Source organism: Streptomyces sp. BK022 (genome assembly GCF_004217355.1).
Taxonomy (GTDB): Bacteria; Actinomycetota; Actinomycetes; order Streptomycetales; family Streptomycetaceae; genus Streptomyces; species Streptomyces griseoluteus.
This window is the reverse complement of record NZ_SHKU01000006.1, coordinates 316,383-331,202: the sequence shown is the minus strand read 5'-3', so window position 1 is coordinate 331,202 and position 14,820 is coordinate 316,383. Positions and strand designations below refer to the sequence as shown.

Here is a 14,820-nt window from a genome sequence, read left to right as displayed (position 1 = left end):
TGCGAAGGGGTGCGCACATGGGCATTCTCACTCTCCTGCGGAACGCGTTCGGCCGAGGACGCAAAGGGCGTCCCGCCGAGGCGGAGAGTGCAGACCACCTCCCGACCCCTCGCCAGGAGCACGACCTGGTAACGGAGGCGTTCGACAACCCGAAGGTCCCCTCCCAGGGAGGCTCGGAGTCGCCGAAGGCGGAACCTGCACAGAAGACACCGGCCGAGTCGGAGACGGTGGAGTCACCTGAGCCGGCGGATGCCGAGGCCGCGGACGAGTCGCCGGAGACGGACGGCGCGGCTGCGGCGCAGACGGCCGCCCCGGAGAAGTCGGCCGAAACGGCCGCGCCGGAGACGGCAGCGGCCGAGAACACGTCCGTGTCGGAAGCCCCCGCCACGGCGGAGGCGCCGAAGGCGGAGCCCACGCCCGTGTCCGAGGCGGCCCCCGCCTCGGAGAAGTCGACGGAGGCGGAGACCGCGCCGGCGGCCGACGCCCCGGTCACTCCGGCCCCCGAGGCCGACAAGTCCGGGACGGCAGAGGCTCCGGAGGAGAAGGCACCGGAGATCGAGCCCCTGCTGATCGAGCCGGCCTTCCTCGACGCGGACCCGGAGGTGGTGGTCCCCCAACAGCGCACCGAGCCCCTCCCCGAGGCAGCGGCGGAGCACGACCAGCCGGCCATCCCCGAACAGTCCACGGAACCGCCCGCCGGCACCGTCGCGGAGCCCGCCCCGGAGGGCACCCCGGCCCCCGAGGCCGACGCCGACCAGGACACCGTTCCCGCCCAGGAGAACCCCTCCACCCCGGCGGCGAAGACTGACCGCGAGCCCGAGCCCACCCCGGCCCCGAAGGCGGAACCCGCGGCCGACCCGCAGGCCACCCCCGCGCCGGAGGCGAAGGCCGAGCCCAGCGCGAAGGCCATTGCCGAGCCCGAGGCGAAGGCTCCCGCCGAGCCTGAGGCGAAGGCCGAGACGGAGGCCGAGGCCCAGCCGAAGGCCGCCGCCCAGCCGAAGGCCGCCGCCCAGCCGAAGGCCGACGCCCAGCCGAAGGCCGACGCCCAGCCGAAGGCCGACGCCGAGCCGGAGGCCGACGCGAAGACCGCCCCCGAGGCGAAGGCCGAGCCCCAGCCCGAGGCCAAGGCCGACCTGGAGTCCGCACCCACCCCGGAAGCCGACACCGCGCCGGAGACCACCCCCGCGCCCAAGGGGAAGGCCGAGCCCGAGGCGAAGGCCCCGGCCGAGCCGGAGGCCGAGACCGAGCCCGAGGCCAAGGCCGACCCGGAGTCCACCCCCACCCCGGAAGCCGACACCGCGCCGGAGACCGCCCCCGCGCCGAAGGCGAAGGCCGAGCCCAAGGCGAAGGCCGAGCCCGAGGCGAAGGCCCCCGCCGAGCCGGACGCCGCTCCCGCCCTTGAGGCCGCCGCAGGCGACCGCGCGGGTGGGGACACGGCCGGGGCCGGGGCGCTCGCCCGGACTCCCTCCCTCACCACCGCCCACACCGCCGCGGCGGCGGCCCTCGCCGCCGCCGGGCTCGCCGGCACGGCGGCGAAGCTGTACCTCGTGCTGGACCGCTCCGCGAGCATGCGTCCGTACTACAAGGACGGCTCGGCCCAGGCCCTCGCCGACCAGACCCTCGCGCTCGCGGCCCACCTGGACAAGGAGCCCACCGTCCACGTGGTCTTCTTCTCCACCGAGGTCGACGGCACCACCGACCTGACCCTCACCGAGGACCACGCCACCAGGATCGACGACACGCACGCGGAGCTGGGCCGCATGGGCCGCACCAGCTATCACGCGGCCGTGGAGGCCGTACTCGCCCACCACGACAAGCACCACACCCCCGAGGACGACGTCCTCGTCGTGTTCCAGACGGACGGCGCCCCCGACGCCAAGACCCCCGCCACCCAGGCCCTCACGAACGCCGCGAAGAGCCACCCCAAGGTCTTCTTCTCGTTCGTCGCCTTCGGTGAGCAGGACAACAAGGCGTTCGACTACCTCCGCAAGCTGAAGACCGGAAACACGTCCTTCTTCCACGCGGGCCCCAGCCCCCGCGAGCTCACGGACGCGGAGCTGTACGAGGGCGTACTCGCCGCCTGGCGCCCGTAACCCCCCGCTGCACCCCGATGCCGCCCGCGTCCCACCCCGTAAAACGGGAGGCGGGCGGCATACACACGTCGGCTACGATTTCAAGGTTCGTACCCGTAGCGACCTGGGAGCAGCCCCCGATGGCTCGACACCTCATCACCAGCGCCCTTCCGTACATCAACGGGATCAAGCACCTGGGCAACATGGTGGGGTCCATGCTCCCGGCGGACGTGTACTCCCGGTACCTCCGCCAGCGCGGCCACGAGGTCCTGTACATCTGCGCGACCGACGAGCACGGCACCCCCGCCGAGCTGGCCGCGAAGGAGCGGGGCCTGCCGGTGGACGAGTTCTGCGCCCAGGCGCACGACGCGCAGAAGGCGGTGTACGACGGCTTCGCGCTGGCCTTCGACTACTTCGGCCGCAGCTCCTCCGCCGAGAACCGCGACATCACCCAGCACTTCGCGCGGAAGCTGAACGAGAACGGCTTCATCGAGGAGCGGGCGATCCGCCAGGTCTACTCCCCCGCCGACGGCCGCTTCCTGCCGGACCGCTACGTGGAGGGCACCTGCCCGCACTGCGGCTACGACAAGGCCCGCGGCGACCAGTGCGAGAACTGCACCCGCGTGCTGGACCCGACCGACCTGATCGAGCCGCGCAGCGCGATCTCCGGCTCCACGGACCTGGAGGTCCGTGAGACCAAGCACCTCTTCCTGCTGCAGTCCAAGCTCCAGCACGAGGTCGAGGAGTGGGTGGCCCGGCACGAGCAGGACTGGCCGCAGCTGGCCTCCTCCATCGCCCGCAAGTGGCTGACCGAGGGCCTGCACGACCGCGCGATCACCCGCGACCTGGACTGGGGCGTGCCCGTCCCGGCCGACACCTGGCCGGAGCTGGCCGCCGAGGGCAAGGTCTTCTACGTCTGGTTCGACGCCCCGATCGAGTACATCGGCGCGACGAAGGAGTGGGCGGACCAGGACGCGGAGAACCGCGACTGGAAGTCCTGGTGGTACGAGGCGGACGACACCGTCCGCTACACGCAGTTCATGGCGAAGGACAACGTCCCGTTCCACACGGTGATGTTCCCGGCGACCGAGCTGGGCGTGCGCGAGCCGTGGAAGAAGGTCGACTACGTCAAGGCCTTCAACTGGCTGACGTACTACGGCGGCAAGTTCTCCACCTCGCAGAAGCGGGGCGTCTTCACCGACCAGGCCCTGGACATCCTGCCCGCGGACTACTGGCGCTACTTCCTGATCGCCAACGCCCCCGAGTCGGACGACTCGTCCTTCACCTGGGAGCACTTCACCGCGACGGTGAACAAGGACCTGGCGGACACGCTGGGCAACTTCGTCAACCGCGTCCTGTCCTTCTCCCGCAAGCGCTTCGGCGACGAGGTCCCGGCGGGCGGCGAGCCCGGCGAGGCGGAGACCCGCCTGGGCGAGGAGATCGCCGGGCTGCTCGCGGAGTACGAGAACCAGATGGAGGCGCTCCAGTTCCGCAAGGCGGCCTCCGCCCTGCGCGCCCTGTGGTCGGCCGGCAACTCCTATCTGGAGGAGAAGGCCCCCTGGCTGGAGATCAAGACCGACAAGGACGCGGCGGCCCTCACCCTGCGCACCGCGATGAACCTGATCCACCTCTACGCGGTGGTCTCCGAGCCCTTCATCCCGTCCTCGGCGGCGGCGATGCGCGCCGCCTTCGCCCTCCCGGACGACACCGCCACCTGGATCACCGAGGCCGAGGCCAGGTCCCTGACGACCCTCGCCCCCGGCATCCCCTTCACCGTCCCCCCGGTCCTGTTCGCCAAGCTGACGGACGAGGACCTGGAGACGTACAAGGAGCGCTTCGGCGGTCAGCCCGCCTGAGACACGGCCAGGGCCCCGGCGCGTCGTGCGCCGGGGCCTTCGCCGTGCCCGGGTCGGTGCGTCGGCCCGGGCGCCGGATCACTTCACCAGGTAGCGGGCGAAGTAGCGGTACTTCGCCGTGGGCAGCCCGACGGACCGGGGGCCCACCGAGACGACGCCCTTCGTGGTCAGCCCGGCGCTGCCCGACTTGAAGTACCAGAGGTTGCCCTCGCTGCCGTTCTCGCCGTCCGTGCCGACGGCGAGTTCGCTGCGCCGGTCGCCGTTCATGTCGACGAGACGCGGTGCCCAGCCGAACTCGTCGTACTTCTCGTTGACTCCCGGCACACCGGGCGTGTTCTGGTTGTAGGAGACCGAACCGGTGCCCGTGAGCCCCTTCGGGGAGCCGCGCAGCACCGTCACCGTGCCCGTCGCGGTGACCCCGGAGACGTTCTCCTGCATCACGCCGATCGCGATGTCGGCGTATCCGTCGCCGTTCACGTCGCCGGCGTCCAGGTCGAAGCCGAACCGGTCGTACGTCTCCCCGACGCCGGGAACACCCGGTGTGTCCTGGCTGATGCGCACCGGCTTGCGGGTGGCGCTCAGGCCGCCGGAGCCGCCGTACATGACGACGACGGAACCGCCCACGACACCCTTGGGCTGGTAGCCCTCCAGTCCGGCACCGAGGACCACGTCCCCGTGTCCGTCTCCGTCGACGTCCGCGATCGTGCCCGAGTTGACCATGGTGGGGATGACCTTGGGGGCGCCGAAGCCGTTCTTGGAGCCGAGGAGCAGGGACGCTTCGGCCCTCATGCCCGCGTCCCTGCCGATCAGCAGCAGGTCGGCCACGTGATCGCCGTTGACGTCCCCGGCGGCCCTGGGACCGCCGGTGGCGAGACCGGTGTCGAGCCGGGTGGACGAGACGGACGAGCCGTCGCGCCCGAACGGTCCCCGCAGCAGCTCGGTGCCGGTCGAGGCCGACACGACCAGGTCGTTCCGGCCGTCGCCGTCGAAGTCGCCCGCGACCACGCTCACGTCGCTGGTGAACTTGAGGGGGGTGCGGCCGGACAGGCCCTTCGGGCCGCCCCAGACGATCGCCAGGCTGGGCCCCTGGGGTTCGGCGCCGACGGCGAGATCGTCGTATCCGTCGCCGTCCAGGTCTCCCGTGGCCATCGTGTTGCCGAAGCCCCAGTAGCTGCCGTCGTCCAGGTCCTTGACGGGGGTGATGAGCTGGTTCCGGCCGGCGCTCAGGCCGGTCTTCCCCCCGTACAGCACCGTGACGGCGTCCCGCGAGGTGACGGCCAGGTCGGCGTAGCCGTCCCCGTTGAAGTCGGTCCGCTTGCCGGTCGCCGGGGCCTTCGCGGCCGAAGCGGCACCGGCGGGGGCACCCGAGCCGAGGACGACCGCGCCCAGGGAGACCACCGTGGCGGTGGCCAGCACGGCCAGCCTCCTGCCTGCGTTCATTCGCCTGTCCTTCCGCTGCTCTCCAGGCGGTGTCCATCCGCTCCTCGGACGGACACCGCGCCACACCAGACCCTCGAAGGAGACCTACGGTTGTAGCGGGCAGGGATCTGGCAGAGTACGGATGCCGTGAGCATCCCCGAACCACACCAGCGCCTCCTGGGCGACGTCGTCAGTGCCGGGAGTCCGTACGGCCTCGTGCTCGCCGGGGGGCACGCCCTCGAGGCGCATGGCCTGCTCCGGCGGAAGCACGGCGACCTCGATTTCGCCACCGAGAGCGCCGAGGCCATGGAGGGCATCGCCGACGGGCTCGCCGCCGCGCTGGAGGCGCGGGGGCGGGGGGTGCGGGTGGAGGCGGTCACCGCGCGGACCGCCCAGCTCCGCGTCGTCGACCCGCCCACCGGCGCGTCCGTCCCGCTCGCCCTGCACAAGGAAGCCTTCTGGCAGCCGCCCGAACTGACCGCGTACGGGCCGGCCCTCTCGCTCGCGGACTCCATCGGTACGAAGATCCGGGCGCTGTACGACCGGGGAGCGGCCGTGGATCTGATCGACGCCCGCGCCGCCGCCGAGCGCCACTCGCTGCCCGAGCTGGAGGCGCTGGGCCGCCGGCACGCGTACGACGCCTTCGACCTGCCCACCCTCCAGTCCCGCCTGACCGGCACCGACTTCTACTCCGACCTGGAGTTCCTGCGGTTCGGCCTCCCCCGTCACGAGGTCGGCCCCCTGCGCGCCTGGGCCCAGCACTGGTCCGACGACATCGCGGAACGGCTGCTGGAGGACGGCGCGTCCCCGGACTACGGGACCGAGGAGCCGGAGGCTCGGTAAGAGCCCGGCAAGTGGCTGGTAAAGTTCGCTCACTTGAGCGAGGGGGGACCCTCGCGGGGAGGGACTTGAAGTGGGCAGACGCGCCCTGCGACGGGGCGGTCTGACCGCCGCCGTCTCCGCACTCGCGGTCGCCGTGGCGACCGGCATCACGCTCTCCGGGGGCGGGGAGGCCGCCCAGGCGGCCGGCACCCCGGGCGCCGGGACCACGGAGATCGTGCTGGACGACCCGCGCACCGAGACACCACGCGCCGAACGGCTGCTCGCGGCCGGGACGACCGGCTTCCTGCACCGGCAGAGCGGTGTCGCGGGCCTGCTCTGGACGAGGTACGCCGACGGCGACACCACGCCGGTCGACGGACCGCCCAACGGGCCCGGCTACCAGCCGTACCAGCCGGCCACCGCCAACTGCGGTGACATGGCCGTCTCGTGCCCCTCCGGCATGTTCGGCCAGGGCGCCGACACCGTGGCACTGCCGCACCGTTCGTACACCGAACCGGTGTCGCTGTGGACTCCGGGCGGCGGCGCGCCGCGCACCCTGGACATGCCGCGCACCGAGTACGTCGGCACCTACGGCACCACCGTCGTCGCCGCCCACTGGGACACCCCGGTCGACGCCGAGCCGCGGGCCTGGCTGCAACTGCTCGACCTCACCGACGGCGGCCAGCGCGACCGGGCGGTCACCGGCTGGCCGGCCGGCCAGGAGTGGGGCGCCGGCACCTCCAGGCGCACCGGCGACGCCAAGGGCGCGCTGATCGCCCGCCCCGCCCCCCGCGACGCCTCCGGCGGCCCCGCCACCTACGACGTCGGTTATCTCGACTTCGCCACCGCCGAGTTCACCGAGGTCTTCCACGGTGCCGACGCCGGCCTGACGCCGGTGCTCACCGGCGACCGGATCGGCTGGTACAGCCCGGGCGGCGGCCTGCATCTGAAGTCCCGTGCCGATCTCACCGCCGCCGAAGAGGTACCGGTGGCCGCCACCGGCGCCACCGGTACCCCGGTGCTCGTCGGGGACTGGCTCGTCCTGGTCGCGGACCGCGGTGCCGTCACGGCCGTCTCCCTGGCCGACGGGTCCCGCAGGACCCTGCTCACCCGCTCCTACGGCGACCCCGTGGCCACCCCGGACGGCGGCGCGCTCGTCACCGGCGGCACGGGCGCGGCCGACTGGTGGGTGCACCGGGTCGGCCGGGGCGCCGACGGCACGCCACGGCTGGAGAAGCTGTACAAGGTCGCGCCGTGGGAGAACCCCAAGACCGGCCTGGCGCTCAGCCGGGGCAGCCTGCGGGTGGCCGAGGACAACCCCTCCGGCACCTCGGACACCACCTCCGTCACCACCCTGGCCACCGACGGCACCACCACGCTGACCGCGTCCGCGCCCACGGCGGGCGCCTCCGTCAGCCCCAAGTGCCCCTACCCGGGCACCACCTGCTCGGCGATGTGGGGCAACAAGGGCACCAGCCCCAAGGACGTCTACCTCGACACGTTCGACGACATCGACGAGGGAGGCACGGGCCTGAACGACGCGGACCGGCTGGTCGCGATCGGCGACCCCCCGTCCTCCGGCTGGGACCTGAAGTTCGGCACCCAGGGCGGCTCGATCGTCGACGTCTCCGACGGGTACGTGGTGTACAACTCCGGCGGCGCCAAGCCCGAGCAGTACGTGGCGCGGTTCGGCTACACCACCAAGCTGAAGCGCCCGGTCCGCACCGCCGCGCTGAACGGCTCCGTCCTCTGGAGCGCGGGCACCGGCAACGGCCAGGTCACGTCGTACAGCCTCACCACGGACAAGACCCTGAGCACGGTCACGATCCCGGGCGCCGGCTGCGTGCCGAGCGAGCTCCAGGCCGCGGGCCGCTGGCTGTACTGGGCCTGCGGGACGGCCTCGGCGGGTGTGTACGACACCAAGGCGGGCACCTCGGTCGCCGTCAGTCCTGGTGACGTCCTGCTCGGCGACGGTTTCACCGTCCGCCACGACCACGCGGCCGACACCCTCGTGCTCACCGACGCGGCCACCCGCGCCACCCGGGTGATCGCCGAACGGGTACCCGACACCGGCCTGGCCGCCGACCGCCGCCACCGCTGGACGGTCGACGAGTACACCGGCCTGGTCGCCTGGTTCGACACGAACGAGCAGACGCATGTCGCGACCACCGGCGTGACCCCGTCCGCCCTGACGGCCTTCGAGTCCGACACCGACAGTCATGCCACGCCTGCCACGTCCGACTCCTGGCACGGCGAGTGGCTGCTGTCGCGCCCCGTGACCTCCTGGTCGCTGACCCTCACCTCGGTGCAGAGCGGCGAGACCGGCAAGGCCGCCCGGACGTTCACCGGCACGGCGGCCACCGCCCGGCTGGGGGCCGGCTGGAACGGCAAGACCTCCGGCGGGAGCAGGTTCCCGAGCGGCGGGTTCACCTGGACGCTGAAGGCGACCGGCCTGGGCACGTCCGGCGCCGTCACCGTGGCCTCGGGCAGCGGCCTCCTCGACCACGGGGCGCCGGTCCGGCACGACTTCGGCAGCCTGGAGGGACCGGACGGGGTCGGTGACCTGCTGACCCTCAACTCCGCGGGGGCGCTGACCTATCAGGTCGGCACCGGCCGCGGGACGTTCTCGCAGAAGATCTCCAGCAGCGGCTGGGCGGCCGGCACCAAGGCCGTCCCCTTCGGCGACCTCAGCGGGGACGGCTGCAACGACGTGCTGATCCGCCCGACGAATGGCGCCCTCCAGCTCTACAAGCCGGCCTGCGGCACCGCGCCCAGGCCGACGACGTCCCACACGACCCTGGGGACCAGCGGCTGGAACCAGTACGACGTGCTGACCTCGCCCGGTGACATCAGCGGCGACGGCAGGGCCGACCTGGTCGCCCGCAACGCCTCCACCGGCACGGTGTACCTCTTCAAGGGCACCAGCACGCACACGCTGTCCGCCCGGGTGAAGCTGTACGACAGCTGGAAGGGGTACCGGAAGATCGTCGGCACCGGCGACCTGACCGGCGACGGCATCGGCGACCTGCTCGTCCAGGACACGTCGAACACGCTGTACCGGTACGCCGGCACCGGCAAGGGCACCTTCGGCGCCCGCGCCAAGGTGTTCAGCGCATGGGGCGCGGCGTACGACACCGTCGTCGGCGCGGGGGACCTCGACCGCGACGGCAAGGCGGACATCGTCTCGCGGGACACCGCGGGCAAGCTGTACCGCAACAGCGGTGACGGGAAGGGCTCGTTCGGGGGACGCACCCAGATCGCGACCGGATGGGGCGGCTACAAGCTCCTGGCCTGACCGGCCTCCGCCCGCCCCGCCGGAGCGGGCGGGACGGGAAAAGGGAAGGGGCCCGGAACCGACTGTCGGTTCCGGGCCCCTTCCCTGTGCCCTACTTCGGCTGCGGCTTCCTGATGCTCAGGTGCAGCTCGCGCAGGCGGGACTCGTCCAGCTCGGTCGGGGCGCCCATCATGAGGTCCTGGGCGTTGCCGTTGAGCGGGAAGGCGATGGTCTCGCGGATGTTGGGCTCGTCGGCGAGAAGCATGACGATGCGGTCCACGCCGGGGGCGATGCCACCGTGCGGCGGGGCGCCGAAGCGGAACGCGCGGAGCATGCCGGCGAACTTGTCCTCGACCGTGTCGCGGTCGTAGCCCGCGATCTCGAACGCCTTGAGCATGATGTCCGGCTCGTGGTTCCGGATGGCGCCGGAGGAGAGCTCCACACCGTTGCAGACGATGTCGTACTGCCAGCCCAGGATGTCCAGCGGGTCCTGGGTCTCCAGGGCCTCCAGGCCGCCCTGCGGCATCGAGAACGGGTTGTGGGAGAAGTCGATCTTCCCCGTCTCCTCGTCCCGCTCGTACATCGGGAAGTCGACGATCCAGCAGAAGCGGAAGACGCCGTCCTCGAACTGGTCCGCGCGCTTGGCCGCCTCGACGCGGACCGCGCCCATGATCTTGGAGACCTCGTCGAACTCGCCCGCGCCGAAGAACACCGCGTGGCCGGGGGCCAGCGACAGACGCTTGGTCAGCTCGGCGACGTTCTCCTCGGTGAGGAACTTGGCGATCGGGCCGGTCAGCGAACCGTCCTCGCCGACGCGGACCCAGGCCAGGCCCTGCGCGCCCTGCGAGACGGCGAACTCGCCGAGGCCGTCGAAGAACTTGCGGCTCTGGCCCGCGACGTCCGGCACCGGCAGGGCCCGCACGTGCTTGCCCGCGAACGCCTTGAACGCCGAGCCCTCGAAGACGTCGGTGATGTCCACGAGCTCCAGCTTGGCGCGCAGGTCCGGCTTGTCGGAGCCGTACTTGAGCATCGCCTCGCGGAACGGGATGCGCGGGAAGGGCGAGGTGACGTGGCGGCCGCCGCCGAACTCCTCGAACAGCTCGGTCATGAGCTTCTCGATCGGCTGGAAGATGTCCTCCTGCTCGACGAAGCTCATCTCGACGTCGAGCTGGTAGAACTCGCCCGGCGAGCGGTCCGCGCGGGCGTCCTCGTCGCGGAAGCAGGGCGCGATCTGGAAGTAGCGGTCGAAGCCCGAGATCATCAGCAGCTGCTTGAACTGCTGCGGCGCCTGGGGCAGGGCGTAGAACCGGCCCGCGTGGACCCGCGAGGGCACGACGTAGTCGCGGGCGCCCTCGGGGGAGGTGGCGGACAGGATCGGCGTGGCCATCTCGTTGAAGCCCATCGCGGACATCTTCTGCCGCATGGCGGAGATGACCGCCGTGCGCAGCATGATGTTGCGGTGCATGCGCTCGCGGCGCAGGTCCAGGAAGCGGTACTCCAGGCGCCGCTCCTCGTTGACCCCGTCCTCGGCGTTGATCGTGAAGGGCAGCGGGGCGGCGGCGCCCAGCAGCTCGACCTCCGCGACCTCGACCTCGATCTCACCGGTGGGCAGCTCGGGGTTCACGTTCTCGGTTCCACGTGAAACAACGCGGCCGTCGATGCGGACCGTGGACTCCTTGGTGATGGAGTCCAGCGCCTCGTACGCGGGGGTGCCGGGGCGGGCCACGAGCTGCGTGATGCCGTAGTGGTCACGCAGATCGATGAAGAGGATGCCGCCCAGGTCGCGCCGATTGTGCAGCCAGCCACTCAGCCGGACGTCGGTACCGACGTCGGAGGCGCGGAGCTGGCCGCAGGTGTGGGACCTGTACCGATGCATCGTCGTTCATCGTCCTTCGTTGGGGTTCTTCGCCGGGTGTGTGCTCTCCCCGGCCAGAACGGGCACGGGGCCCGGACCCATCAAGGGTACCGGGCACCCCGTGATCGCCTCCCCACCATTACCCCTGGGCGAACCAGGGTGGCAGTAGTGGGGATGACCTTCTTAAAGTGGGGCAATGCGCACAGGTGAGCCACTGCCGTCCCTGGGGGATGTCCTCGTCTCCCTCGCCACGGGGATCTGGCAGTGGGACACGTCCACGGAGATGGTCACCGTGGACGCGGAGGCGGCGCGGCTGCTCGGGCTCCCGGCCCGTCCCACCACCCTCACCGAGCACCAGGCGCGTGCCCGGATGCACCCCTCCGACTGGCACGAGATCACCGGCGTCATCCCGCTCGCCGTGGCCCGCGGCACGCTCGCCGAGGTACGCATCCGGGTGGTGGACGCGGAGGGCCGTACCGTCCGGGTCGTGCGCAGCCGGTCCAAGCCGGCCTACGACCGGGAGCGGCGGGCGTACGAGCTGGTCGGCACCCTTCAGGAGGTCATCGAGCCGGCGCCGGGCACGTCCTCGGCGCGTAGCGCGATCACCGGAGACTGGCGGCGCTCGCGCGAGGCGTTCCTGCTGGACGCGGGACGGGCGCTGGCCGAGGCGCGGTCGACGGCGGAGGTGCTGCGGGTGGCGGCCACGCTGTCCATGCCGGGCTTCACCCCGGACGGGCTCGCGGTGTTCGGCGTGGAGGGGGACCGGCTGACCATCATCGGCCAGCACGGCTACCTCCCCGGCGACAGCGGCCCCTTCAGCCAGATGCCGCTGGCCACGGACTATCCGGCCGCCGAGGTGGTCCGTACCGGCCAGGCCGTCTATCTCTCCACGCCCGGCGAGTACCGGGACCGCTATCCGGCCACCTGGCCGCTGGCCGAGCGGTTCGGGCGCTGTTCGTGGGCGTTCCTGCCGCTGACGCTGGGCGGGCGGACGCGGGGCGCGTGGATGGCGGCGTTCAGCGACCGGGTGGCGTTCACCCCGGACGAGCGGGCGGTGCTGACCACGGTCGCCCGGATGCTGGCCCAGGCGCTGACGCGGGCGAGCGACGCGGAGACCCAGCGGGAGCTGTCCGAGGGGCTCCAGCGCTCGATGATGCCGTCGCTGCTCCCCGAGATCCCCGGCATGGGCGTGGCCGCGCGCTACATCCCGACCGGCGGCGGCCTCCAGGTGGGCGGCGACTGGTACGACATGATCCCGCTGCCCGGCGGGGTCTCCCCGACCACCGCGCAGGGCGGCAGGTTCGCGCTGGTCATCGGGGACGTGCAGGGGCACGACGTACGGGCGGCGGGCCTGATGGGCCAGCTCCGGATCGCGCTGCGGGCCTACGCGGCCGAGGGGCACCGCCCGGACGCGGTGCTCTCCCGCGCCTCCCGCTTCCTGCACGGCATCACCCACGACGAGCACATGACCGACCTGCGCTTCGCCACCTGCCTGTACGCGGAGGCCGACCCGGCGACCGGGCGCCTGGAGGTGGCCCGCGCCGGGCACCCCGAGCCGGTGATCCGCCTGCCCGACGGCACGGTGGTGCTCCGGCCGACCGCGGGCGGCCTGCCGCTGGGCGTCGACCCGGACGGGGACTACCCGACGACGCGGTTCACGCTGGAGCCCGGCGAGACGATGATGCTGTGCACCGACGGCCTCATCGAGACCGGCGGCCACGACATGGAGAGCGGCTGGCGGCGCATCCGGACCATCCTGGAGCGGTACGGCGCCAAGGAGTCGGAGCGCGAGAACGGTCTGGAGGGGCTCGCTGACGCGCTGGTACAGGGGGTGCACGGGCCCTCCTCGCACCACACCACCGGCCCGCTGACCGACCGCCGCGAGGACGACATCGCGGTGCTGCTGCTGTTCCGCAGCGGGGAGAGCTGGGGGCTCAGCGGTCCGGCGGCCACGACCCGGACCCGGGTACGCAGCACGCTGCTGTCGGTGGCGCAGGACGAGCCCGAGCGGATCGCGGAGGCCCGCCAGCACCTGCGGGAGCTGCTGCACGACTGGACGCCGGCCGAGCAGGTGGACGCGGCGGTGCTGCTGGTCTCGGAGATGATCACCAACGTGCTGGTGCACACCGACGACGACGCGCTGCTGCTCGCGGAGATCTTCGGCGAGCACGACCAGCGCCGGCTGCGTGTCCAGGTCACCGACGGCGGCGACGACCTCCCGCACAAGCGCCGCCCCGGTGAACTGGCCTCCTCCGGGCGCGGCCTGATGCTGATCGAGATGCTCGCCGACGCCTGGGGGGTCGAGCCGCGCGGCGAGGGCAAGAGCATCTGGTTCGAGCTGTACGAGCGCCCGGAGGAGGACGACGAGGCGATGGACGCCTTCTAGGGCTGCTCGTGCGGGGCGCCGTACCGCTCGCGGAGTTCCTGGACGACGCCGAAGACGGCCGCGGTCAGGGGGACGGCGAGGAGCATGCCGAGGATGCCCGCGACGGAGGCGCCCGCGGTGATCGTCAGCATCACCACCGCCGGGTGCATCTGCACGGTGCGGCTCTGGATGGCCGGCTGGAGCACGTGCCCCTCCAGCACCTGGACGGCGAGCACCACCCCGAGCGCCCAGAGCGCGATCACGACACCCCGGTCCGCGAGGGCGACCAGGACGGCGACCGCGCCGGAGAGGAAGGCGCCGAGGTAGGGGATGTAGGCGGAGACGAAGACGAGCGCGCCGAGGCCCACCGCGCCGGGCACGCGCAGGATCAGCAGGCCGACGGTGATGCAGACGGCGTCGATGAGCGCGATGATCGTCGTCCCGCGCATGAACCCCTCGACCGCCTCGAAGGCCCGGCGCGCCATGGCCTCCACCACGTCGGCGGTGCCCGCTGGGGCGAAGCCGCGCAGGGAGCGCAGGGCGCGGTGGGAGTCGCGCAGGAAGAAGAAGACCAGCAGCAGGGCGAGTACGGCGATGGCGATGGTCTCGCCGACCACGCTGACGCCGCTGATGACGTTGGAGACGGCGGTGCCGCCGAACTTGCCCAGCAGTTCGCGGGCGTTGCCCGCCAGGTCGTCCAGGCCGGTGCCGGCGGCGCCGAAGTGCCGGGCGACGGCCTTGGCCGCCTCGCGGAGGGACGCCACGATCTCGTCCCCGGTGTCGACGAGGGCGGCGACCACGATGTAGACCGCCCCGCCGACGACTGCCACGACGGCCACGCAGGTCAGCGCGGCGGCGAGGCTGGCGTTCAGCTTCATCCTGAGCAGCCAGCGGTACAGGGGGCCCAGCAGGGCGGTGCCGAGGAGGGCGAGCAGTACGGGGGTGACCGCGGTGCGCAGCTCTCCGCACAGGCGGATGCCCACCCAGCCGAGGGCTGCCGCCAGCAGCAGCACGGCACACCAGGCGGCGAACCGGCGCACGGGTACGGGGAGAAGCGGCACCCTCCCAGCGGAGCACGCCGTGGGGCCGGGTGCCCTGCTGGGCGGGCCGGGTGGGTGAGTGGACCGGTGCCGGGGTGCTGTCCCAGGGGGCTCCCG

At 72.4% G+C, this 14,820-nt stretch carries 8 protein-coding genes; 5 read left to right on the top strand and 3 right to left on the bottom strand.

Annotated elements, in window-relative coordinates; genetic code table 11:
- The first annotated feature begins 17 nt into the window (after positions 1-17).
- Both EV284_RS25270 and metG read left to right on the top strand, forming a co-directional pair.
- Positions 18-2,093 carry a VWA domain-containing protein gene (locus EV284_RS25270; protein ID WP_207229130.1) on the top strand — a complete coding sequence of 692 codons (2,076 nt, stop codon included), beginning with the start codon at positions 18-20 and terminating at the stop codon, positions 2,091-2,093.
- 119 nt (positions 2,094-2,212) lie between these two features.
- Positions 2,213-3,928 carry a methionine--tRNA ligase gene (gene metG, locus EV284_RS25265; RefSeq protein WP_130338005.1) on the top strand — a complete coding sequence of 572 codons (1,716 nt, stop codon included), beginning with the start codon at positions 2,213-2,215 and terminating at the stop codon, positions 3,926-3,928.
- A 78-nt stretch (positions 3,929-4,006) separates the two neighbouring features.
- Here the strand turns inward: metG and EV284_RS25260 are convergent, their stop codons facing one another.
- Positions 4,007-5,368 (bottom strand): FG-GAP and VCBS repeat-containing protein, encoded by a 1,362-nt coding sequence (locus EV284_RS25260; protein WP_130338003.1) that lies wholly within the window; start codon positions 5,366-5,368, stop codon positions 4,007-4,009.
- 126 nt (positions 5,369-5,494) lie between these two features.
- On the opposite strand from EV284_RS25260, the gene EV284_RS25255 reads away from it, so the two are divergent.
- Together EV284_RS25255 and EV284_RS25250 are read left to right on the top strand one after the other, a co-directional pair.
- Positions 5,495-6,190, top strand: a complete 696-nt coding sequence (locus EV284_RS25255) for a nucleotidyl transferase AbiEii/AbiGii toxin family protein (protein WP_130338001.1) — start codon at positions 5,495-5,497, stop codon at positions 6,188-6,190.
- 70 nt (positions 6,191-6,260) lie between these two features.
- Entirely contained in the window at positions 6,261-9,464 is a 3,204-nt protein-coding gene (locus tag EV284_RS25250; RefSeq protein WP_130337999.1) for a VCBS repeat-containing protein, read from the top strand.
- Positions 9,465-9,555: 91 nt separating this feature from the next.
- Here EV284_RS25250 and aspS read toward each other — a convergent pair whose 3' ends face one another.
- Positions 9,556-11,319 carry an aspartate--tRNA ligase gene (gene aspS, locus EV284_RS25245; protein ID WP_130337997.1) on the bottom strand — a complete coding sequence of 588 codons (1,764 nt, stop codon included), beginning with the start codon at positions 11,317-11,319 and terminating at the stop codon, positions 9,556-9,558.
- A gap of 175 nt (positions 11,320-11,494) precedes the next feature.
- Here aspS and EV284_RS25240 point away from each other — a divergent pair, with 175 nt between their 5' ends.
- Positions 11,495-13,684, top strand: coding sequence for a SpoIIE family protein phosphatase (locus EV284_RS25240; protein WP_130337995.1), 2,190 nt, complete (start codon positions 11,495-11,497; stop codon positions 13,682-13,684).
- Here the strand turns inward: EV284_RS25240 and EV284_RS25235 are convergent.
- Entirely contained in the window at positions 13,681-14,724 is a 1,044-nt protein-coding gene (locus tag EV284_RS25235; RefSeq protein WP_130337993.1) for an AI-2E family transporter, read from the bottom strand. The two genes, EV284_RS25240 and EV284_RS25235, sit on opposite strands and share 4 nt — an antisense overlap.
- Positions 14,725-14,820 lie beyond the last annotated feature (96 nt).

What these genes read in the sequence shown, in the direction of transcription:
- metG (WP_130338005.1), top strand. Translation starts at nt 2,213, where the DNA reads ATGGCTCGACACCTCATCACCAGCGCCCTTCCGTACATCAACGGGATC.
- EV284_RS25270 (WP_207229130.1), top strand. Translation starts at nt 18, where the DNA reads ATGGGCATTCTCACTCTCCTGCGGAACGCGTTCGGCCGAGGACGCAAA.
- EV284_RS25240 (WP_130337995.1), top strand. Translation starts at nt 11,495, where the DNA reads ATGCGCACAGGTGAGCCACTGCCGTCCCTGGGGGATGTCCTCGTCTCC.
- EV284_RS25260 (WP_130338003.1), bottom strand. Translation starts at nt 5,368, where the DNA reads ATGAACGCAGGCAGGAGGCTGGCCGTGCTGGCCACCGCCACGGTGGTC.
- aspS (WP_130337997.1), bottom strand. Translation starts at nt 11,319, where the DNA reads ATGCATCGGTACAGGTCCCACACCTGCGGCCAGCTCCGCGCCTCCGAC.